The sequence below is a fragment of the Vibrio sp. 10N.286.52.F8 genome (genome assembly GCF_041468745.1).
Lineage (GTDB): Bacteria > Pseudomonadota > Gammaproteobacteria > Enterobacterales > Vibrionaceae > Vibrio > Vibrio crassostreae_C.
Genome location: NZ_JBFRJF010000015.1, coordinates 30,845 through 55,480 on the forward strand (window position 1 = coordinate 30,845; position 24,636 = coordinate 55,480).

Annotated in this window: 7 protein-coding genes and 2 pseudogenes; 5 read left to right on the top strand and 4 right to left on the bottom strand. The window is 41.9% G+C overall.

The annotated features are described in order from the left end of the window. Positions 1 to 227 precede the first annotated feature (227 nt). From tssH to AB4133_RS09225, 3 genes and pseudogenes are all read left to right on the top strand, one after another. Positions 228 to 2,921 (top strand): type VI secretion system ATPase TssH, encoded by a 2,694-nt coding sequence (tssH, locus tag AB4133_RS09215; RefSeq protein ID WP_372110359.1) that lies wholly within the window; start codon positions 228 to 230, stop codon positions 2,919 to 2,921. Then, a pseudogene (locus AB4133_RS09220) lies at positions 2,908 to 4,288 on the top strand (sigma 54-interacting transcriptional regulator); the annotation flags it as partial. The gene tssH and the pseudogene AB4133_RS09220, both read left to right, overlap by 14 nt. A gap of 83 nt (positions 4,289 to 4,371) precedes the next feature. Continuing rightward, a pseudogene (locus tag AB4133_RS09225) lies at positions 4,372 to 4,536 on the top strand (helix-turn-helix domain-containing protein); the annotation flags it as partial. A 79-nt stretch (positions 4,537 to 4,615) separates the two neighbouring features. Here the strand turns inward: AB4133_RS09225 and AB4133_RS09230 are convergent. The 4 genes from AB4133_RS09230 to AB4133_RS09245 form a co-directional block, all read right to left on the bottom strand. After that, the gene (locus AB4133_RS09230) at positions 4,616 to 9,307 is read right to left on the bottom strand and encodes an OmpA family protein (protein ID WP_372224257.1); all 4,692 of its coding nucleotides are present in this window, start codon (positions 9,305 to 9,307) and stop codon (positions 4,616 to 4,618) included. Then, positions 9,300 to 10,535, bottom strand: coding sequence for a hypothetical protein (locus AB4133_RS09235; RefSeq protein ID WP_372224258.1), 1,236 nt, complete (start codon positions 10,533 to 10,535; stop codon positions 9,300 to 9,302). The genes AB4133_RS09230 and AB4133_RS09235 overlap by 8 nt, the downstream gene beginning before the upstream one ends. A 1-nt stretch (position 10,536) precedes the next feature. Then, positions 10,537 to 12,255: a hypothetical protein gene (locus tag AB4133_RS09240; RefSeq protein WP_372224259.1), complete on the bottom strand. Its 1,719-nt coding sequence runs from the start codon at positions 12,253 to 12,255 to the stop codon at positions 10,537 to 10,539. A gap of 850 nt (positions 12,256 to 13,105) precedes the next feature. Next, entirely contained in the window at positions 13,106 to 21,913 is an 8,808-nt protein-coding gene (locus AB4133_RS09245; protein ID WP_372224260.1) for a tandem large repeat, read from the bottom strand. 258 nt (positions 21,914 to 22,171) lie between these two features. Between AB4133_RS09245 and AB4133_RS09250 the strand changes: the two genes are divergently transcribed. After that, entirely contained in the window at positions 22,172 to 23,122 is a 951-nt protein-coding gene (locus AB4133_RS09250) for a peptidoglycan DD-metalloendopeptidase family protein (RefSeq protein ID WP_017064506.1), read from the top strand. 318 nt (positions 23,123 to 23,440) lie between these two features. Further along, positions 23,441 to 24,376, top strand: a complete 936-nt coding sequence (gene ylqF / locus AB4133_RS09255) for a ribosome biogenesis GTPase YlqF (RefSeq protein WP_029405588.1) — start codon at positions 23,441 to 23,443, stop codon at positions 24,374 to 24,376. Positions 24,377 to 24,636: the final 260 nt, after the last annotated feature.

A 24,636-nucleotide genomic window follows, 5' to 3' on the forward strand; every position in this document is an offset into this window, starting at 1 on the left:
ATAACTATCTCGAAGATTAGAAATAAAGTCAAAAAAACTAGTAATTAAATCATAACGCCTAGACTATTTATTATTTTGAACGGGATTTTAAATATTAGTCAGATAAAAAGCCAAAACAAACAATAAAAGTAACCAATAAACAATAGTAAATTCATCACCGAATAAAAAACCAGTTATCAATTTTAGTATAATTGCTGCATCCCATATACATAACTAATAGAACTAAAATGATAAATATAAACCTTTCCTCTTTAATACAACGTCTGCACCCTATTGTAAAAGTCGCTTTAGAGGATGCCGCTGCATTAGCCGTATCGGAAAAAGCCAATGAAGTGCAAATTGAACACTATCTATTAAGCTTATTAGAAAGGCCAAATAGTGATTTTGATATCTTATTAAGTCATTTCGATTGCTCAGAGACCATTTTAAGGCAATCCATTCGTTCGACTTTAGATACCAACACAACAGGCAACGGCAGCAAGCCCGTTTTTTCTTCGCTTTTAATCGAATGGCTTCAAGAAAGTTGGTTGGTCTCATCTTTAGATCTATCCGAAACTCAGATTCGCTCTGGCGCCCTACTTCTTACACTCGTGAGTAACCCACTACGCTATGGTCAGCACGGCTACGCTTCAATCTTAGACGGTGTAAACCCAGATACCTTAAAGCGTAACTTTTCTGAACTCACAACAAACTCTCTAGAATCTTTAGCAACGACATCAGAAAAAACCGACGCACGTGAAGATGGTTCGGCATTAAGTAAATTCACCACCGACTTTACCGGCAAAGCAAGAAAGGGCGAGATCGACCCAGTATTCTGCCGTGATCAAGAAATCAGACAAATAATCGACATATTGGCGCGACGCAGAAAAAATAACCCAATCGCCGTAGGTGAGCCGGGAGTTGGTAAAACAGCGGTGGTAGAGGGTCTTGCATTAAAAATTACCGAAGGAGATGTGCCAGACTGCCTCAAAGGTGTTGAACTATACGGCCTAGACATGGGCTTACTTCAAGCGGGGGCAAGTGTTAAGGGAGAGTTTGAAAAACGCCTTAACGCAGTACTAGATGAAGTGAAGAATTCACCGACTCCAATCATTTTATTTATAGATGAAGCTCACACGCTAGTTGGGGGAGGCAATCAAGCTGGAGGCAGCGATGCTGCCAACCTACTTAAACCCGCTCTAGCACGTGGTGAAGTAAAAACAATTGCTGCCACCACATGGTCTGAATACAAAAAATATTTCGAAAAAGATCCAGCTCTGGCGCGCCGTTTCCAACTGGTAAAACTTGATGAGCCGTCGGCTACTCAAGCAGCATTGATCATCCGAGGCTTAAGACCAGCCTATGAAAAGTCACATAACGTATACGTACGTGACGACGCAATCACTGCCGCAGCAAACTTAGCTGATCGTTACATCACTGGACGTCAACTGCCAGATAAAGCAATCGACGTGTTAGATACGGCTTGTGCTCGCGTCAATATTAGCCTTAATGCAACACCGGCACCTGTTGAAACATTACATCAAGAAATTGCCGCTGCGAATCGCGAGCTCGAAGCTCTAGAACGTGACCAACTTCAGCAAACTGGTGACAAACACAGTGCCGCTTTAATTCCTGAGCTAAAAGAGAAGATTGAAAAGGCCACAGAAGAACAAGCTACCCTTCAGGTTCAATGGAAAAAAGAGCAATCTCTTATTCAAGAGATCATAGAACTGCGTAGTCATCTTTATAGCCTTACTACTCCTTCGACTGAAGAAGACAGCGCTCCTATAGCTGACAATACGCTTCAAGATGATGACGCACTAACAAGTGACAAACCAAATTGTCATGAATATTCTGAAGAGCAGACTCGCGAAGCTATTCAATCTTGTAACGAACGTTTAGATAACGTGCGCGGTACCAATCCGCTCGTTCACTATGAAGTAGGTCCAGACGAGATTAGTCATGTTATTTCTGATTGGACAGGCATTCCTATGGGTAAGATGCTTCAAGATGAGTCGCAAGCGACCTTAAACTTGAAGCAAAATCTAATTCAAAACATTAAAGGTCAAGAGTTTGCCATTGATGCGCTTGCTGAAGGTATTCAAACCGCAAAAGCAGGATTGGGCAACCCAGATGCACCAACGGGCGTTTTCTTATTGGTTGGCCCAAGTGGTGTAGGTAAAACAGAAACAGCTCGCGCTATCGCCGATCAAATGTTTGGTGGTGAACGTTTCATGACGACCATCAACATGTCTGAGTTCCAAGAGAAACACACTGTGTCTCGCCTTATTGGTTCTCCTCCTGGCTATGTTGGTTTTGGCGAAGGCGGTATGCTAACCGAAGCAGTACGTCAGCGCCCTTACTCTGTTGTTCTTTTAGATGAAGTTGAAAAAGCAGACCCAGAAGTACTCAACCTGTTCTATCAAGTTTTCGACAAAGGCACACTGAATGATGGCGAAGGTCGTACCATCGACTTCAAAAATACGCTCATCATCATGACGAGTAACCTCGCGACACATGAGATTGAGTCTTTGGTTCACCAAGCGAAAGACATTGATGCCAATATCGTCGCTGAAGCCATTCGCCCAACGTTGAATCAACACTTCAAGCCAGCCTTGTTGGCTCGTATGTCCGTGTTGCCATTCCTTCCACTTTCAGACGCAGCAATGACTGATATCATCCATCATAAACTGAAGAAAGTGTCTGAGCGCCTGCAAAGCCACCACAAACTGGCACTTTGCTATGGTGATAACTTAGTAGAATTCGTATTAGGCAACTGCCGCCTTGCAGAGACGGGAGCTCGAAATATTGATGCCGTTATTAACCGTCAACTATTGCCGCAGCTTTCGACTCAACTACTGGTGAATGACAAGGATGATTCACATACTCAAATTGACGTTTCTGTGGACGAGCAAGGAACTCTAACCTATGCGTTCAGCTAACCATAGTGAGCTTAGTAACGCCCTACTTGCGATCAGCCAATCTCTGGCTGATCGCAGCCAGTTAGCTCAAACTTTGGATGCCGTTCTCACAGCAGCAAGGCAAATGACTTTCGCGAAACATGGCATCATTTACGTGCTTGACCAAACCGGTCAAGCCTTGATTCCAAGTACTGCACATCACCATGAAAAAGTCATCGCCTCACATCCTTGGGAACCACTGCAGTTAGACACAGTAAGTGAAGCTGACCCATTCAACTTCGCCGTACGTAACGGCGAAGTTGTCTTGATCAATGAGCTATACACTTACAATGGTTATGACTGCGAAGGTATCTATCAAACCGAGCAAACGTTAGGTCTAAAAAGCAATAACTTACTTGCTTGGCCATTGATTGATGATGAGGGCAAAACCATTGGATTGTTGGTTTTGCTCGATTTAAGCGTAATCGATAACGAAACCGCACTTACCGAGTTTTGCCGAATGGCAGCAAGTAATATTCGCCATGCCATTTGGTTAGAGCAATATGGACAAGTGATTAAGAGTTTAAGCGCCGATAACCAAGCTTTGGTTCGTGAAAATACTCAGCTAAAAAAGCGGACAAAGAAAACCTATCAAGGCCCGATCGCTGAAAGTGAAGAGATGGTCAATGTATTGAGCCGACTTGATAAGGTACTCTCTTTGCCTGTCGACGTCTTACTTAGAGGCGAGACGGGTGCGGGTAAAGAAGTCATTGCAAAATACATTCACGAAAACTCGAATCGTTCTGACCAAGCATTAATCGTTCAGAACTGTGCCGCAATTCCTGAACAACTTCTGGAATCTGAACTTTTCGGGCACAGAAAGGGCTCATTTACCGGCGCAGACAAGGACAAAGTTGGCTTATTTGAAGCAGCAAATGGCGGAACCCTATTCCTAGATGAAATTGGCGATATGCCAATGTTACTTCAAGCTAAACTGTTGCGTGTGCTACAAGAACGTAAAGTTCGCCCTGTAGGCGCCAGCAGAGAGATTGAAGTGGATGTTAGAGTCATTGCTGCGACACACTGTAACTTAATGCAACAGATTAAAGACGGAGGCTTTAGGGCCGATTTATTCTATCGCTTGAACGTATTTCCCATCACCTTACCACCTCTGAGATCCAGACAAGCGGACATTATCCCACTTGCTGAGCACTTTGTGCAGCAAACCACGACGATGTTAGGGTTGCCTCAATCACCAGGATTGAGTGCTAATGTGAGAAACCAACTGCTCGCTTACACCTACCCCGGTAACGTGCGCGAGCTTAAGAACATCATTGAACTCTCGGTTCTGCTTTCCGATTTTGAAACTATTACTCAGATTGAGTTTGGTGAACAGATCCCTGAAGAGGTAGAACACCGTCAAGTTGTTGCTCCAGTTACATCGACAATTCAGCCCACGTTGGAACCTGAACTTCTGGGAGCTGACGATGTAGCTGTTGGCCTAAAAGAGGTGGTCAGCCAATACGAACGAACTGTGATTATCGACTGCTTAAACTCTTGTAATTGGCACACGAAACGAGCGGCTGAACAACTGTCACTGCCGTTAAGTACACTCAATCACAAGATGAAGAAATACGATATTTCTGCGGCGGGTTGAGCTCCGTGGATGAGCAAACTGAGCAGATCGATTGATTAAGTTCCGATTGACAATAAAAACCGCCCTAAGGCGGTTTTTTTTATTTATTGAGAATGGACGCTTCAATGATAGTTGCTAAGTAGGGGTCTCTAATCCAGGTTACCAGACGCTCGGTACGCTCTGCTGGTTTCAGTTTTGCCCAGTTGATGTACATATCTTTGTCAACTTTATAGCTTGGGTCTTCACAATCAGAAAAATAAGATAATTCATCTACATTTTTGTACTGCCTGTCCAACGACATCTCAAAGCTTCCAAGTTTGAACGGCGTCTTTTCCGCTGTATTGCGTTGTGCTAGAGAGGACACCTTTAGAACTGCTTCTTGGAATCGACCAAATGTCGAAACAACGGGTCCAAATGGTCGAAGCCCCTTGATTTCTTGACCGTTCAGCGCTTTAAATGCGAACTCGAAACGAGACACGTAGACTACCTTACCATCGAAATCTTCATCCATATCGATGTTGGATAAAGCCTCAGAAACGAAATCTGAGTCTATATTTTTGTTAATCACATCACTGTCATTTAACGTCCATTTAGACCCGTCCTTCTTTAGTATCCCGATGTAAGTAAGGTTACTTAGATATTCAGGGCCAGCGGTAGTTTCAGAGCCGAATACGGCTTCATTATCAAAAGTAGTAGAGAGCTTTAGTGAAACTGGAACACTCTGCCATTCGAGGTTTTGGCCCTGATACGACTCTTTTCTGTGCTTACCACCAATGAGCATAACTTCCATAGCGAATGACTTATTCGAAGTCCAATCAAAGCCTTTGAGCTCATCCGCAGTAGTGAACATACTCTCCTCGTTCATAAACTGTCGTTTATTTCCGTAGTTGACCGCAATCGCACTGTGCTTGATGTCATCGATAATAGGCTTTGTCGGGCCTTTATGAACTTTACTATGTAAGACAAAATATAGCGTTAACAAGTCTTTCTCTGACACACTATTTCCGTTCGCTATAAAACCCGATTTCGCAGAGAGTGTATGGTTATGGTTTGTATCAACCCCTACAGGAATCTGTCTAGGTGAAGTAATAAATCGTCCGACTGTTTTGTCCACTCGTACTGGTAGCTTATAATTGCTTCCAGATAGAGTGAACTCATAGGTCATGTTTTTGAAGCCACCGCTGTGTACATATTCTTTGAGTACATCTTGTTGGGAGTCAATTTTTATCACTTGCCCAAAAATCGGACCGAGAGCAACTTTCGATAAATAGCCACTATAATCAACTAAATCATGCTTGGCGATCAAAGGCTTCACTCCAGAGAAGACATCATCACCAAAGTAAAAATACGGCTCAAACTCACAACCAATAAGGACTTTGCTGTCTACTTTTTCCGCCTCAAAAAATTCGGCCAACTCGCCTTTGGGGTCTACACTAAATTCCTCGTGTTTCATCGGTTTGAACATCAAATTAAACTTAGGCCCACTGGTATTAAGTAAACCGTCAGTGCGCTGATAAGACATCTCACACTGAAACACATTTGACGTCATCTGTTTTAGACTTTGTTTGCCTAACACCATTTGCCACTTCAAACGGTGGAAAGGCGATAATCGCACCTTTTTATTTGCTTTTAATCGTGCCTTCTCCCAATCATCAAAGGTGACCCATTTAGAATTGTCATGAGGCTCAGAGACTAATAACCTAACGAACCCTAGGTCCTCTTCTGATAATTTTTTAGACTCAACATTAAACTGTGTCGCAAACTCCACTAAGCCTCGTTGTTGATCGCGATTATAGAGCTTGTCTTGCACTGGAAACGCTACATTAAACGCCCCAGAAACATCTTTCCTTTTTGGAGCAATATAGTTGGCTTTGTTGCGAGTGATGATTTGTTCAGCGATTTCTTCACCGTAACTTTCAACTAATTGCTTGTGTCCCTCACGACGCATGAGTTCTTGGAGCCACAAGTTACACAAGTTTTCTTTTAACTCTGTGTTTAATATCCAGCCGTCGGTTTCGATATATCGCTGAATGTATTCATCGATAGCTAATATTCGCCACTGTTCTGTGAACTCTTGTTCGCCCTCAGCACAAGCTCTCTGAATCAAAAGCACCAAACCATTAATAGCAAGTGCACGGCGTTGATAGCGCTTAATCAACTCCTTTGCACCCGTAGCTTTTCCTAGGTGCTCGACTAACGCCTCTGAAGACGTAAAATACATCTCGGTCAATTGAGTATTAATTTCAGCCAATGAATCAATAATCTCTGTGGTTTCATGGCTAAGTTGTTCAATTGCAGATATGCTTTTTCTAACTTCGTTGTAGGAAGACAAGTAATAATCGAAGAGCGCAGAGTCTAGCAACTGGGCGCCACTCATCAGCATTTTCCCGCCTTCTTTGACAACGAAAAAGCCTCTTGCTGCCTGTCCTATTATCGGAACATAACAAGCCATACCAACGATCATCTCGAAGATAGCTAGCTTGAGCTCTTTTGCAATTGCTTCTTCTCCCAAGTTCGCATTTAACTGAGCTAAACGCGCTTGCTCCATAGCCTTAAAGCCGAGTCGACTCGGTGGAATTCTCGCCGCAAACTCTTGTAAGTAGATTCGAACTTCAACACGTCGGTTAATATTAAGTTGCGCGTTTTCGCGTTTGATTTCGTTGTTTGGTACCTCGACTATTGGTCGACGTTCGCCAAAAAATCGAATATCACTGACTGAAGAAAAGAACTCAGCAACATGCTGCGCTCGCTGTTGCGAAAGGTTTTGGTTATATTCTGAATCACCGTTTTGACAGGCATGCCCTTCGATTTCAACAACGGCATTTGGAATCTTAGATAATTCTTTATCGACAGCAGCCAAATATGACAAGTGCGGGGCTTGAACCTGGTTGTTATCAAAAGGAAAAACCAAGCGTAAACCAGCACCTTTATGGTCTTTAACAAACATTGCACTGTCTTCAGCAACGTCATTAGGAATGACGTCAGTAAACGTTACATTGTCGCCTAACTTATCTATGATTTGCTTAAGTAGTAATTCCCCACTCTTCAGACTTTCTTTCCAGACTGGTACCCAGTTCAGATAATCGCGTGATACCTGCTCAAAATAACTTTTCCTGAGTTTAGCTTTCTCTTCTGCTAAGCGTAATTGCTCGCTTTTGTCAGTGATCTCTTTTATCTCATAGAAGGTGTTGATTGCATTGAGCCCTGCACCAGCAAAGGGCGACAAAAAGCTTTTGATACTGCCGTTACCTGTCAACCAAGTTCTTGCAGCACTCCCCGCCACAACGTGGGCACTACCATTTCTCGCAGGTTCAATAACCTTGGTAAAGAACTTACTTTTATCAAACCCTTTCTCTTTGAGAAGCGCTTTTAAACCCACTTGTGCTGCACGCTCGGATTCCGATGCCGCTTGGCGTAAATCTTGAAGAGCTTGGTAAGCTGCTGTGGTAGCCGACACCCCAAATGAAAATTCCAATGCAGAAATCATGGCTGGGGGTAACGTGCCCTTGTCTACTTGTCCCCAAAACGTGTTTGCTAAACTCCCAATCACGTCATGTTTACTTGATGGATTTTGATGAATATTAATGCCAGCATTAACCAAACTTGGTGTAACTTTTGTGCCAACCTCCCACAACGCAGCACTCATACTCGCCGTCGTTCCGCTATTCTCTAGGTTTTCAAGCTCTCCCATTCGGAAGGCTTGTAGGGCTTTAAACTGCGTAGGAAATTGGTATATCAAAGACTCTTCAAGTGAGATCATGTCGCCCGCAACAACCGCGATCTTACCAAACGGTGTCGTTTGGCTAAGCGTGATGTACTCTCGTAGCTCGTAGGTGACTCTGGAGATAAGTCCAAACTCATCATACTCTTTGGTTACATTAGTGGCATTCTGGGCAAATTCGGGAATTTTATCTGCAGACTCTCGGTCGAAAACCACTTCAATGGTGTACATGCCATCAGTAAAAACCTCTGACGACAGAGGAAACAAGGCTATTGGGCGATGCGAACCACTAATTTTATCAAGTTTAGCCTGCGTTATAACGTCCTTTTCTTGTAAGCTTTTGTGTGTACTCGTTGTTTCGTCGAAACGCTTTACATCAACAATAGCGAGGTCATAATCATCGGTTGAAAACGCTACAGCGAGAAATGAAAAAGTTGGCACGATGAAACCACGAATGGGCTTATCTTTAGGTACAGAGTCATACCATTTGTTATATGTAACTTGCTCATCATTTAGTGCTTGAGTGCCTGCTTCATATTTAGGCGCGAGTTGTGAACGCTTTACTTCTGTGACAGCGTATTCCACTTTTTTTTCTAGTGAGTTCAGCGTTTGATCACCGCCATACCCCTTTAGCTTTTCTAAAATAGAAGCGAGGTCTGCGCACGCCTTTTTGATTGGGCGAGCCTTACTCTGTGCACCAATCGCCAACTCTGTAAGCATTGACCATTCGGGAAAAGACAGCTTGTACGTCTTCTGCGCTAACTCATGTACTGGCGAACGCAGTGCCAAAACCTGATTGATATTGGTTTTTTGGTTTTTCTGAATAGAATCGCCCAGTACATGTAAACGGCCTAAATCGTCTGTCGCCCAAAGAGCAGCGCTTTCCTCACCTAAATTTTTAGCAATGGGAAGCCGTGACATAGGACGGATATTTTTTAACGACTCAATCACAGCCAAGTTATCGCCTGAATTTACATCAACATACTCAGAGCCTTTTTTACCATCAACGGTAGGATACTCAACACCGAACAAATAGATATCTGTTGGTAAATATTTAAAGTCATTACTCATCGTTATCTACCTCCAGAAAGCGTCCATAATTAGCATCGGCATTATATAACACTGGTGTTATCGTGTTTTGACCTGATTGAATCACCTTCCATGACTGAGCACCATTTCCATTCATTTCATAACGGTGATCTGCCCCATAACGTCTTATGGTTATTATTGCCGCCCCTACTTGTGTTTCATTGCCGTTGTTACTGATATTGCCCACTTTAGCATAAACTTTCTTTTCATCGCCTTCTCTAGAAAACGAAAGCCAAGTTTTATCCTCAACGTTGATCAACACTTTGCGGTACGAGTTTACTGCCCACACGTATTTTCCATTAGGGCTGATAGCAGTTTGTACATAAACACGTTCCTTAATCGTTTTTTCTGGCTTAAATTCGTCCTCAGGGAAAATTTTATATAGCATTTTTAAAGTCTTGGCATCGAAAACCACCACTCCCAAATCACCGACATAAATGAGCTTACCGTCAACAATGACCGTAGATTCTGAAATGTCGACATCGACTTCTTCCTTGACTCCTGTCGAGAGTGTGTATTTAAAGCGCTTAAAACCGTCTGAGAAATAGATGTAGCTAGAGTCGTCCGCCCAGACCAAATAAGGCTTGGTACGCGCACTGCCCAGTTGAATGGTCTGCTGCGTTTTTAAGTCAAAGATCGCTTTTATCAGAGGCTCACCATAACTGTAAGCATATGCCACATAACGATTATTGGGTGAGCGACTCATCATAAAGGTCTGAGGTGACGCCATACTTGGCATATCATCCGTAACTAAACGTAAATCTGTCCCATCAATTTTCACGCTCCAAATTTTGTAGCCATTTTCGTAATCATTTACGAGAGGGTCTCGAGAGCTGACATTATTCCACCAAAACTGAATTCGAGGTTTGTCATAAGAGCTCGCATCAGACAAATCTTCACGGGGCCACTCTTTTGCTCGACGAACGGCATAGCCTGGTTTTACGGGAAGTGTACCTGGGTATTCTGGCTTGGACAGATCTTCAGAGTAAACAATAAAGTTGTGCTCACTTTGCCATTGGCAGCGTGGCCCTGTTACATCTTTGCGTTCGAGAGACGTTGTTTCACCAACATCGTAACAAGCCTTCTGAGCAGGTTCTTTTTCTACGGATTGTGTTGTTGCAGTATTCGAAGTTTGATTACTTTCTTCACCACAGCCTGTTAATAAAATAACTGTCGAAAGGAGCGTGATACTTAACGTTGTTCGTTTCATTTTATAATAGTTCCGTGAGTTCAATGTCTTGATAAATTACTGACATTAAGACCGTTTTATCTGAGTTATGAGATCGGCAATGACGGGTTAGATTGACCCTTTTAACTTCTGGTAACCAACCACTAAACACGACTTCTTTACAATACTGATCCACAAACTCAGCCTCGCGCAAAAAAATCTTTTGGCTCCATGTTTCATCAACACACGTCAGTTGGAAATAATCATCCGGTTGATCGCACTGAGGGTTACTTTTATACGTGATTACAATGCCTTCACTTGGGGAGTTAACAACAGCAGCAGCAACACCCTGCTCTTTTTGACTGACAATATTGTAATCTGATTTGCTTGGCACTTGAGTATCGAGATTCGGCAGCGAAATCACAGGTTCGGAGCTCGCATCAAAGTTGTGAGCAGAAGAATAATCACTCAGATCTACTTTAACCGCTTTTTCATTATTCCCGCTCTTTAGTTCATTGAGTTGCTGAGTATTGAGTTGAGCCCGAGAATAATAAAGAGCAATATCACTTTGTACACTCCCGTTTATTTTGTATGGAAGCCAAATATGAGGCAAAGGAACACCAATTGGCTCTCTCTTTGTTTTACTTCCAGCCTTAAATGGACTCAATTCGGTTTGAAGTAATTCTGTGTATGTTTCGCCTTCGTTAGGCCAATCAGCGACCACTACCTCAACTTCTTCTGCAGTAAGACCAAAAATACGGGCGCAAGCGTATTCGTCCAACACACCCTCATAGACTTTTTTACCGTCTTGGTACAACTGAAACGCTTCCCCTGACAGAAATGCTTCGGAGTCTTCATCATATAAGCTGATATCGACCGATCTTTGAGGCGAGGACTTAGTGCTTTGGTAGAGTGATAGATCGATATCAGAAAAGCGTCCGTCATTTTGAATTTGGATTTCTCTCCAAACTTCTGATTGCCAAACGACATAAACGTAACCACGATCAATCGATACATACCCTGAATCACCTTTATGAACAGGAACCACCGGCACCAACACGTTATCCCACTCATCCATCTGAGTCACTTTATCAACGGGTTGCAGGTCTTCGGTTAATTTAAGCAAAATCGGCTGAGGCTGGTCAGAACAAGGAATTTTGATATAGAGCGTTTTCCCCTCTACTTCAAGATCTTTAAATGTCGCGAGGCTTCGGTGTTTATTTTCTCGATCTGGCTTACCTACCGTCACTTTTTCTTTTTGAGTATCGGTAGTTCCTAACATCAGGCAGCCGGCATTACTCGACCACTGCCCTGCAAACTCGACAACGATTTTATGCTCTGGGGAAGGTTCAACCGGCGAGAAGCTGCAGTGACGTGCCAAAGGTACATCATCGACAACTTGCTGGTAGTTAGCTTTATGAACGCGCTCTGCAGTACTATTGCTCACCCGATCGACATGTAACTTCAGTCGGGGGAAATTTGCTAGCTGCTTACTCGTTAGTGGACTACGTCTCACATTGGATGAAAGACAAACCCAGTTCGCTTTTACAAGTTCTACTCGAATAGCATTGAGCAGGTTGTGGACATTTTTTTTAGCCGACGCAGTAATCTGCTGAAGCAGAGTGCTTGGTAATTGAGCCAAGATGTCTTTAGGGGTGCGCACACGCGAAAATAGCCCAATACACTCATCCGGTGTTAAGACATATTGAAGGTCGTTCGTACTGAGAGACGAACTAGATATAAATTTGCAAACTAAGTGCATTTGGATTCTCCACAACCTACAGGTATATATAGTTGCGGTGATAACTAAGCTGATAAGGCTTAAAAAACGATTTGGTTAATTAAATTTTACGCGTAATGGTTATAAATTTCAATAGATTAGAAGGAGTATCGGCCAAAAACAATAACACTAGCAATAAAGCCAATTAAACAGGAGAAACAGTCATTTCGCCTAACCAACTAAAAAGGCAAATCAATTTGAACGGATGTCACATAACAATCATTTCATTGCGTACTTAAGTAAATACTAACTAGACTAAACACACATATCTGGTGGAAGCATTTCATCGATTTAGAAGGTTATATTGAGCATTTTCTCATCTGTAAAAGAGAAAAAAGTGGGAATAAATTCCCACATAAACTTAGCCAATATAAATAGGATTTATTTTGGAACACTAAATTGGCTTAAAAGGGTGGTACTAAAGTACCAAAATGCAGAACACCACATCAAATAACGATGTGATATAAACACTATATATATTATGCACTTAATATCAAGATGGCACTTTTATAGAGATAACACCAAAAACTACTATGCAAAATATCTATGCAATTGCCATTCTGATGGCATCACCAGTTATATTAGTTATCTGGCTTAAAATATGACTAAATAATGAAACAGGAAAAACAAAATAATTTTCATTTCAATGACTCAGCATCACTAAACTAATCAATATTAGTCACTGTTGTACAATATTTTCGTTAATCGAGTTGAGGATAATAGAAATAATCAAGTCAACTTCACGCTCAAATTCCAACAACCTTAGATACATTTGCAAAAAGGTCTGCCGAATAGGCAGACCATTGTCTAATCTTCCATATAACGATTAGCGTTACGCTGCTAGTTTTGTGCCCTTGTCGTAAATAAGCAGTTGTCGTAATAAACTTGGCACTACGACCACTGCAGCGTTCACATCCTTATTTAATGTAAATGTAGATTCAACCAAAGTGCCATCGGCTCCAAGTGCATTGGCACCATGTAGTGACACCGTCACAGACCCACCTTCGATTGGATCAAGAGTCAGTTCATATTGCCAAACTCCATTTTCACCAACCAGCACCTCAGCATCTGAAACTTTAACTCCCCCACTATCCGTGACACTTAGGCTCAACTTATCTCCTTCAGAAAAACGAACCGAAGTACCATCGAGTATCAACGTTGGTGACTCTGATTCATTAACATCGTTACCGCTGTTGATCTTAGAGATGCTAATAGTTGGCGTAATAGGCAGCGAATGTGTGCTGTCTTCTGCACCGGTATTCCCCAATAAGTCTTGGTAGTCTTTGACCACCAAATCCACCGTCAAATCAGACGACGTCGCGACTAATACATCGACATTGCCCGTCCACACGCTGGCGTCCGCACTCTGCGTCAGCGGGATGTCCTTGCCACCCAACTCAGCACTGGCCGCTTGCAGCGCTTTATCGAACTTAAGACTGACCGATACGCTTTGACCTATCGCTTGGTGTGTTGGGTTAAACGTCACGCTCGTTAACGTCGGTACCGCTTGCGCGAGCGTAAAGCTTGCGCTTTCGCTTACTTGCACGCCTGAAGTGTTGGTGCCCGTCACAATGACGGTGTAGCTGCCGTTCGGTTGATCGCTGGTGTCCACCGTACTGCTCCAAGCCCCACCGCTTGCTACGGTCGTAACGCCATTTTTCAATACCGTCTCATTGTCTTGCGCTTTCACTGCCAGGCGAAGCTCTTGACCATCAAAACGGGTCGAGGTGCCTGAGAAGGCCAAGTTCGCGGCATTGCTGCCGTCCACACTGCCCACCGGTGTGATGTCCAACGTTGGCGTGATAGGCAGCGAGTGTGTGCTGTCTTGCGTGCCCACATTACCCACTAGGTCTTTGTATTGCTCTGTAATCAAAGCCACTGTTAATTCATTAGTATCAGGCACTCGAACGTTACCCTTCCAAACTTTCTTATCAGCCGTAGCAGTTAGTGAGTTGATTTGATTACCACCAAGCATGGCCGTTACTTCTTGTAATTCCTTATCAAATTCAAGGGCTACTTGTACATCTTTGCCTACTTGCTGATGCATTGGATCAAATGTCACGCTAGACAGGGTTGGTAACACACCCTCAATCCCCAAAACCAAACTATCCCCTGTACCGGGGATAGTATTTACGCTTTCGTAACTATTATCACCGACTCGTATGGTTATGTTTTTGTTCTGTTTTTCAGGCGTTATGTAATTGACCGACCAAGTTATATTGTCTGTTGTACTCCATGATGCTTGCTTCAGCGCGCCTATATCATTGTCATCATCTGCTTTAATTTCGACATCTGAAAATTCAAACTTATTAACCTCTTCAGTAAAGGTAAATGAAATAGGAATTTCGACTCCACCAGCCAAAGGCATTAACGCTATCGTTGATATTGTTAACTCAGGAATACTTGCAGCTTCAACTTTTGCATTTAGTGACTTCTCGGTCTTGTGTTCAACTAAATCGTCTGCTGTTACCGTTATTAGATAATCGCCAGGAGATAAAAGATAACGTATCAAGTAAGGGTCACCGTCTTTGGTCGGTTCTTCAATTGATTGTGGGTTTACCGGGGCATCGGTACCGTTTTCCGCAGTAGAACCAACACTGCTTAGATTTTTATCGAAGACGTATGCTCTTACATCCAAATAATATAGCCCTTCCTCTGGAATCATCGAATCCTGAGTACTGGTGATACTTGAAATGACCGGTGCTTGGTAATCAACAATGGATGCGATGCCTTCAGCATCGTAAGTCTTGTTGAGCACATTAAAGTCAATAATAACTCGCCCGATAGAATCGGTTACGGTTACTTTTTGCATATACTCAGCTTGAGCATCGATATCAAAAGTCATCGTATCTGAAGCTGTTGAAGAGGCTATTTTCCCAGAAAACTTAATCGTGTTACCTGAAACTGGAACCAAATCTATAGCATAGGAAGCAGCCTTTACATCCTCTCCCTCTTCAGAGGTAATGGTGAACGCTTGGCTATCATTAGTAAAAGCAAGCTTACCCCCTTGTAAACTCGTTATTCCATCAAAAGCCAAATCAATAGTTGGTATCCTAATGTCAATATCAATCGTCTTATTTTGAGTCCAACCTACATTGTCAGTTGCTTCGACATTGACTCGTATCGAATTCAACTCTTCTAACTCAGTTTTTGGAAGATCAAAATAAAGGTGTGAATTGTCGCCAATGTCATCTTTATCAAATACATATTTAGGATTAACTATTGTGTACTTAACCTTTGCTATACCGCTACCTTCATCCCACACAGAAAACTGAAATCTAACTAAGCTAGAATCATCCGGAGATTCATTGAGGGATACAGTGTCGTCAACATTTGGTAGGCTATTATCGACCATTACGCTGACTTCATCGCTTATAGACTCTCCCCATACATCAATAATTTGAATTTTAGGCTTAATAAATTGACCATCTAGTTTGTCATCTAATGGCGCGGTAAACGTCGAGCAAGAATAGTCATCCTCACACTTAGTGAAAGGGCCAAAGTTCTCTGGGTTATCATTCAAATTATATGACGCACCATCTAGAGTTGCGACGACATTTTCAAGATCAGAATTTTGTCCAACCTTCACCTTGAATTTCATTTCAAGGGTCTCACCTCGAATAATAGTATCTTCAGCAGGGCTGGTAATAGCGATTTCTAAATCGCCTTGGGCTGGAAGCAATAATTCTAACGCATGATCCGAACTTAAGTTTCCGGCGACATCAGACAAGTTCTTAATCGTGTATAAGTGCTGTAACGCCCCCGGAGAGAGGATATCGGCATACAACTCGGTATACGTACATGTCGTTATACCCAATTTAGAGCTACAACTATTTGGTTCAAAAGACACATTTAATCGATTTCTTACCAATAACGGTTCGTTACCATCACTAATATCCAAACCAGAAAGATTGTCTTTGAAGCTCAATGTTAAGCTCAGAACTTTCTTACCTTCGGCATTCAAACCAACGTCATTGCCAGTAAATTGATATGTGTCTTGTTCAACCGTCGGGGCATCGATATCCATCATATCAAAGCTGAATTTATTGACTGTTTCAGTATCATTCGTTCCGACTGTTTTCGTTATCAAAACAACAGGTAAAACAGACATATTCACATCAGTTGTAATGCTACACTTATAATTTTCTTGAGGATTAGTTATAACACCTGAATAAGCATTGTTCGAACCATCTTCCGGCACACCGTCTGAGGTGTAATTCTCTCTCACCCAACATTCTAATGTTCTTGCTTTTACCTCTCCCGCTGGGCCAAATTCAACATTAAGGGTACTTCCCGATATATGACTTTGGAAGTCAGTCGGTTTTACGATTGACAGAGCAACACCTTGACGTTGCACATTGATACTTTCTGACCGTTCGGAAACAGGCCTTTCTTGTTCAGAGCTATAGCGAACGTTATTATATACTTTGAATTCCAACTGATAGGCACCATCTTCCGTTAGATCTGCCTCTGTCAACCTAGCTTCCCAAAGGCCACCTTTCTGAGAAAATGAGATATTGTTGGTTTGTTCCCCATATTTATAAGTACCTTCAACTAGCGGGATCCCGCTCTCATCTTCAGCATCAATACTTATAATTACAGGTTCAACACGAGTAATTTGTATCTGGCCACCAGAAGAAACTGGCGTGCCATCTTCATATGTGAAAGTAACCGAGTTAATAGTGGGCTTTGAGTTTTGAACTTTAACCACATAATCTATGCTTGTCGTATTCCCTCTAATGTCGGAACCACCTAATCTGATAGTGCGAATCGCACTATCACCATCGTTTTCACCTCTTAAAGGAATCTTCATATCTTCACCAACTAAGGTGCTTGCATCAGAGGGGTTTTCTTTGAAAGTCCAATACTCTAATGTTTCATTGTTAACACCGTCTGATGATGGTGTTCCCCTATCATTTAAATCTTGGGCTGAAAGATTGAATACATAATCACCAAGATAGAAACTTTCCGGATCAAACGCATTTAACTTTAGTGATGGGCCTTCACGATCTAGCAGAACAGTTCTAATTTCTGTTTCAGATTCAAACCCATATTCGTCTAGGGCTTTGAGGTACAGGTTAGCCTTTCTGTCTTCGCCAATCACTATAGTGTCACTTTGCGTTTCTGTAATTTCGATATCAAAGGGCTGCGTTGGATCTTTGGGGTCAATTGAACGTATTGCAGCGTTTTGACCTTGTTGCCAAAGTTCAACCTTAGATACATCAGAGTCGTCAGATACTGATGTAAGCTTTACAGTAAATGCGGTACCAAGAACATAGCTTTCACCTGAATTAGTGTCTAAAACCCAAGGGTCAGCTAATTCAATTACTGGTCCCTTGTTGTCGACCAAGAATTCAAATTCACCACTGTGTGTTCCCGATGGAAAAGAACTGTCTGTTGCTGTTACGTAGAAGAAGTTTTTCTCATTATATTTAAATGCCTCCGCAACTAGTCTCACCTCTACGTTAGGCTGCATGCCTAATAGATACGGCTCAGTACTCTCTTCAGGTTCTGTTTCGTAATGTTGCAAAGTGAAACGCCTGCCAGACTCTGACTTCATATCGACTTCAACCAAACTCCCTGGACTCAAGCTCCAAGTAATATCAGGTACCCAGCTAGTATTACCACCTAAGTGGTTAATAATTTTAGATCCGTTTACTACCGGACCTTTTGAATCAAGTAATACACTAAATTGAGGGGCATTGGTCGTCTGGCGGTTAACTATATTAGACAGATTGTCTTCAGCATTAACATACACCACCCAATTACCATCTTCTGGACTAATAATATTACCTTGACTGCTACATTTGTCTCCAGAGCATAGTTTTACCTTAAAATGATCCTCTGTATTACTTGAAAAATGTGAGTTAGCGTCATAATCATTAGTAACACCGGTTGCCGAGTTGTAGAAAGTGAGCCCTCGCTCGTCCAATTTGTCTCCTACAATATCGTCAATGTTGAAAGTGAGTTCTTGAACATAATTGGTGTTCAAATAGACATTTTCGTCAATCGGATCACCATTACCATCGCTCGGGGGAATATAAGTCGCTAAAGGATAATCATTATCCACATACAAAGTTTCCGTATGTGGTTCCTCTCCATTGTAACCATAGCTATTTCCATGCTCATCCATTGCACTGGTCACAAGTGCAAACTCGACAATCCCTTTGAGATTTGAAGACTCGGTATTAAGGGTAAATAAATACTCTTTTTTATAATTATCACCACCTGACTCTCGAATATTCAGATCAATTGGGATTTCCGTATTCGGTTCAGTTTTCTTATACCACACTGTAACAAATAATGGCTGACTGCCTTCTTCCACGACAATGCCTGACGGATCTTCCAAAATAATCCGTGAATCTAAAACACCAGCAACGTACCGTTTATTTCCAACCCATGTTTCTCGGCCATTTTCGATACTTAGCGAAGGTTGAGGCGGTGATTTATCAATACTTTCGCCATCACCGTCTATAATCTGTTCGCCATCGAGGCTTGGGTTCGCCATTGATATCTGATCGGCGTATCGCTGAGCTAGGTTAGCTGCTACACCATACTTTTCAGTCATAATGTTATAGTATGATTGCGCTAAGTCATTACGGTAAGACTTTGAGCTAAATTCATATGAATCTAGAACTATTTTTTCACCCCCACTACCAATACCGTTAGCTTGGCCATCGTACTGCAAGTCATCATAGATAGCGGAAGCAAAATCAACAGAGTTACTTAGTAGCATATTGTTTATTTGGGTAATGTCATAAATCGCTTCTACTAAAAACCGATGAATATAATTATTAGGCAGTTTTTCCGGAATAGCACCTTTCAATATTTCATTCGTTGCATACGAAACGATCGTTGGGTCGAAACCAAAGAATGAATCGCTTCCACCAGCGAGAGCATATTGTACGTCGTCTAAAATTCGTGCGGCATTCTCTGGAGTCTTGTTTCCAGCTTCAACTTGATTCCATTGAGAGTCAAACAGTCCGGTTTGGTATGTTGCTAGCTCGGTAATATAAAAAGTCTTAGAACCATTAAGTTTAAAGTAGGCACCTATATTCGCGCTATTTAGGTTCACTTGTTCTGATTGTGTACCTGGATCACTCTCCCACTTGTAGTAATACGGTTGCGTATTACCATCAATACCGATTAACCGCACTCGCATAAAGTCGTAGTTAACTACATCAGTTGTTGTTTCACATCCAGCAACATCGAGTGCTTTATTTGTTCCATCACTTTCTAAGTGCTGAATCGTGGTACATCTTCCTAGCGAGGTAAACTCTCCCTTCGAGTTTAATCCCTCCAATTGCACACTAGCCCCGATAAATGGAGTAACGATCGTCATTGTCGGCAAGTCGAAGCTACTACGAAAATAAACTTCTTGCTCAGCACTTTCATTTTCAGACTCGTCAATAGTTTGAATCACTAGTTTTTGACTGCTGTTCTCGGACGTCGAATCGAAGTTGTCACCAAGTATTTCTTTTACAAAAGGAACATAATAGATAACCTCATTTACGTGTCCTTCAGTATCAGAGATAGTTTCGTGGGGTATGTTAGCGGCAGAGGCTACGGTATCGGTTACCTTCTGAAGCACGTAGTTATTATCATTGTTTGCGCTTACTAAATACTTAACAACTAGCTTAAGTTTGTCGGCACTAGATCCTAACCCCATATCCCCGTTGCCATCTGAGACTCTGACACGAACATATGGAATTTTGTTATCTTTGAGGTCGTTGACATTAAAGTCACTAAAATCGACATCGGGAATTGAGTTTAAAATCCCCTTGCTCGCGTAAATGTAATCAATCTTCAAATAATCACGAGTGGATTGAACCGTTTCTGATGTGTAGGTGTCTTGCGTATAAACATCTTCTTTAGTTACGCGTTCCCCATCAACACTAACGTTGACATAATTCATTGGAGCATTCTCTGGGTAGCTAATCACTTGCGCCGGCGCTTGATCATCACGAACGACTTCGTGAACTTCCTTACCAATATTCCCGTTGCTATCGGTGGCTTTAATTTCAAATGTTGTTATCGATACGAATTCATCGGTTGAATATCCCTTACTGAATTCACAGGCACTGCCTGACTCTAAAGTTATATGACCACAAGAAACGCTATCATCTAAACCGCCTTTAAATGAAACCGTTACCGAATCAATCTCTTGCGAGTCTTCTTTTACAGTGCCTTTAAGCACATACTCTTTTGCACTGTTGTTTATAGAACTAGCCGAGGTTACTTCAATTACCGGCGCATTGTTGTCCCATTCAAAGTTTACATAATGGCCAACATCTCGCCCTTGAACTAATTCGTTACCTAAGACGTCAGTCGTATAAAAAACCAAACGTGCCGCAGTTACATTTGAGAGTCCCGTATCCGAATCAACTTCTACCGCGTCAATGGCTTTTGTGTCTACACTTACTTTAATACTTGTTTCTCTAAGACCAGATTCAAAGCCGTCGAATTCCAAGAAACAAAACTCACTACCCGCAGTTTGTTCATCGTCACACTGACTCTCGAGAGACCAGACACCGTCCAGTTGGTATTCAAGGTACGCTGAGACACCTTGAACACCAATTTCATCATTGAGCTTAATATCCACTTTATCGAGGCTTACCAATACATCACTGTCTGTTCTAGACACTGTAGGCGCTTCGGTATCAATTTCGGTTTCGTCGCGAGGTGGGATCACACCGCCAGTACCGCTATTGGTGCCTTGGTCATTAATCTTACGGCTAAACTCAACATAGTCGTCTGCGTCTGTTCCTGAAATATTTAAGTTAGGATCATTGACGACAATTAGAACATGCTGTGCCAAATCGTGAGTGTAAATATCACTAGAGACTTTTTGTTGACCGAAGGTTAAAGGGGTTACCCCTCCCGACACAGTACTTATTTCCAGCCCATCAAGAAGACCATCGGCAATGACATCTCGATATTGGATATCAGCCAAATGCATCGATGTGTAAATATTACTCTGAGTATCACCGTATTTTTGAATTAGGTCGTACGAATAAGAAGAATAAGCGGTTAACAAAGCACCATATTGGTGACCGGATGTAGCAAAACTACTTTGACCACCTTTGGTTATGTCTATCGGAGTAGTTTCATTGACATCGAAACCATACATATCGTTAATGCTATTTAGTGATTCCGATATAGCAGTAGAGTCTGACACTCCCCTGCCTACTTTGTATTGAGTTAAGCCTGAAACGATGTTCGTCAAAGGGGTCAGCATTAAGTTTTGATCACGCCCTTCTTTGTAATTGAGCATGGCTTCTAAACGCAGTGTTTTGCCGTTACTGACAGACACTGTATTTTTCGTTAAGGGATCGGTATAACTGCCTTCTTTAGCTACGATGAAAAGTGGCATCGATGAAGATTCAAATTCAACCTTGTAGTCACCAAAAGCATCGGAACTCGTACTTGCTAACTTCCTACCTAGGTTTCCATCCTTGTATTCAAACACCTCAATTTTCGCACCGCTCACAGGAGCGTCAAAAACGTTACCTGAGATGCTTCCGGTATTCCTTGCTGGCGGGGTGTTATCACCTCCGCCTTCCCCACCGCCACATGCGCTTAAGATAAGCGACGTAACAATAAGACCTAATGTTGATTTCAACGTATTTTTAGTGAACATAGTTTTCTGGCAGAGTATATTTTTCCGCGATTATATTATCGTCTAAGATTTTCTCAACATGACATAATAACTACTTATAAAGTACAGTTTAGCTAAATCAAAAGGTGAAATGTTTGTTTTTTATCTCTCTAAAAACACACCCTATACCTTTAGCTAGTCATTACGAAGGAATGAACTAAAATAACATGCAAAAAAAACAAATAAATATTATGATCTAATTCTTATTTTTATCCATTAACCGAATTTTATTGATAATTTATGTATTTGAAAATAAATAGCCATTTAAGTCGCCGTACCCTTTCCTTTGGCCTTTTGATGGTTTTTTTGATCGTTTCAACAGCCATATCGCTAAGCTACAATCATTCAAATACTGATAAAAAACAGGCACCTAAAATAGCCAAGCCCAAAAGCATTCATATTCCAACCCCAGCTCCGACATCTGAAATGGTTTCAGGGGTTGTGAAATACTCTTTTGTCAGTTCTATACTATCCTCTGGTTTGACGAACAATGAATTAAAATCACTATTGAGTCTATTAGGTGATAATTTTGACATTATTAAATCAGTTAACAACGGTGATAAGTTTTCAATAAAAACCCAACATGATGGTACAAAAACAGAATATGTCAGTGCTTTTTACTATTTAGGTAGTGATATAGAATTTTTTGCTATGAGAGGGGCGGATGATAATATCTATAACGAAAATGGATATAAAATAAACAATGACTATGTATTCCCTCTTGCTAAGCATTATCGAGTGAGTTCATCATTCGATTTAAACAGGAAACACCCTATAACGAATCGAATTGCACCTCATTTTGGAACGGATTACGCGACACCTATTGGCACAGAGATTCATTCGTTGTCCAACGGTGTCGTTTTGAAGTCTCGATATAACCGTTTCGCAGGTAACTACTTAACCATAAAACACACTGATGGAAACTATGCGCGCTACCTTCATCTTTCAGAAAGACATGTCTTAGCTGGGGAATACATCACTAAAGGTCAGATAATCGGTCTTACTGGGAATTCAGGCCGAACAACTGGACCTCACTTGCATTTAGAGCTTTCGGTTGCTGGAGTACCAGTTAACTTCGAACAATATATCAATACAGACAGAAGTTATAACAACCAATTCATTTATATCGCTCAAGCAGAACGTAAACAGTTGATGAAAAATCTCGTTCAATCAAATCAACCACAGACATAACCCCATAGGATTATGTCTCCAGTCGGATCTTCGAGATAAAACACTCAATGCAATAGTATTTTATCTTTCAACAATTGGCGACACACAAAAACTTACTTTTCGCCGAATCCATTTCAAATCATCAACTGTTAAATCAAATGCCTGCTAGATGGATTACAGCATTTGAAATCTCTACGTATGCGCCCCTTACAATCGCTCACTGCAATAATATTGCCTGTAAGGACTTTCACTCTGATTAATCTAGGGCAACATAGCGCTTTACACGCCCTAACGAACCCTTACAATGTGCAGCAAATATATTTATCAAGGTTTATCTCTATGTCTATTCAATGGTTTCCGGGTCACATGCATAAAGCCCGCAAAGAAATCGAAGAAGTTATCCCACAAGTTGATGTGATCATCGAAGTACTGGACGCTCGTATCCCGTTCAGTAGTGAAAACCCAATGATCTCTTCACTGCGCGGCGATAAGCCTTGTGTAAAAGTGCTGAACAAGCGTGACCTTGCAGATCCTGAACTGACTCAACGTTGGATTGAGCACTTCGAGAAGGAGCAAGGCGTTAAAGCGATTGCGATTACGACTAGCGTAAAAGAAGAAGTTAACCACGTTATGGAGCTGGTACGTAAACTGGCACCGCACCGTGAACAGATGGGCAAAAACATTCGTACAATGATCATGGGTATCCCGAACGTGGGTAAATCGACCATCATCAACTGCTTGGCTGGACGTACGATTGCGGTTACTGGTAACCAACCTGCGGTAACTCGTCGCCAACAACGTATCAATCTGCAAAATGGCGTGATCCTTTCAGATACTCCAGGAATCCTTTGGCCTAAAGTAGAAAACCCACACAGTGGCTTCCGCTTGGCTGCAACAGGTGCTGTAAAAGATACAGCAATGGAATACGATGAAGTGGCATTTTACACAGTAGAGTACCTAGCAAAACAGTACCCTAACCTTTTGCAAGAGCGCTACCAAATTGAAGAGCTGCCTGAGTCTGACATCGAACTGATGGAAGCGATTGGCCGTAAGCGTGGTGCACTTCGTGCCGGTGGTCATATCGACATTCACAAATGTTCAGAAATCCTGCTTCACGAATTGCGTAATGGCACTTTAGGTAAGGTAACGCTTGAGTTGCCAGAAATGATCACACAAGAGCTGATCGAAGTTGAAGAAGCGGCTGCGCTGAAAGCGGAACAACAGATTAAGAAAAAAGAAGAGCGTCGTAAGCGTTACCTGAAGAACAAGCGTTAATCGCGATTAGTTTTTATAATCTGCTTTAATTTCTGTTTACCACTCTTACACCAGCCTCTAGATATTCACGCTCTATCGATAATAGAGCGTGAATATTGCCCGCTACCGTTTGTTGATCTAGCTAACATACTGACAAATCTATAGAAATGGTCGTTTACAATCCCAAAGACTGTGACATACTACGCAAATTATTGTGTATCAATCTCGGCTAATTTCTCAATGCGCTCTTATTCTGGGTTCAAGAATCAAAGATTTAAAAC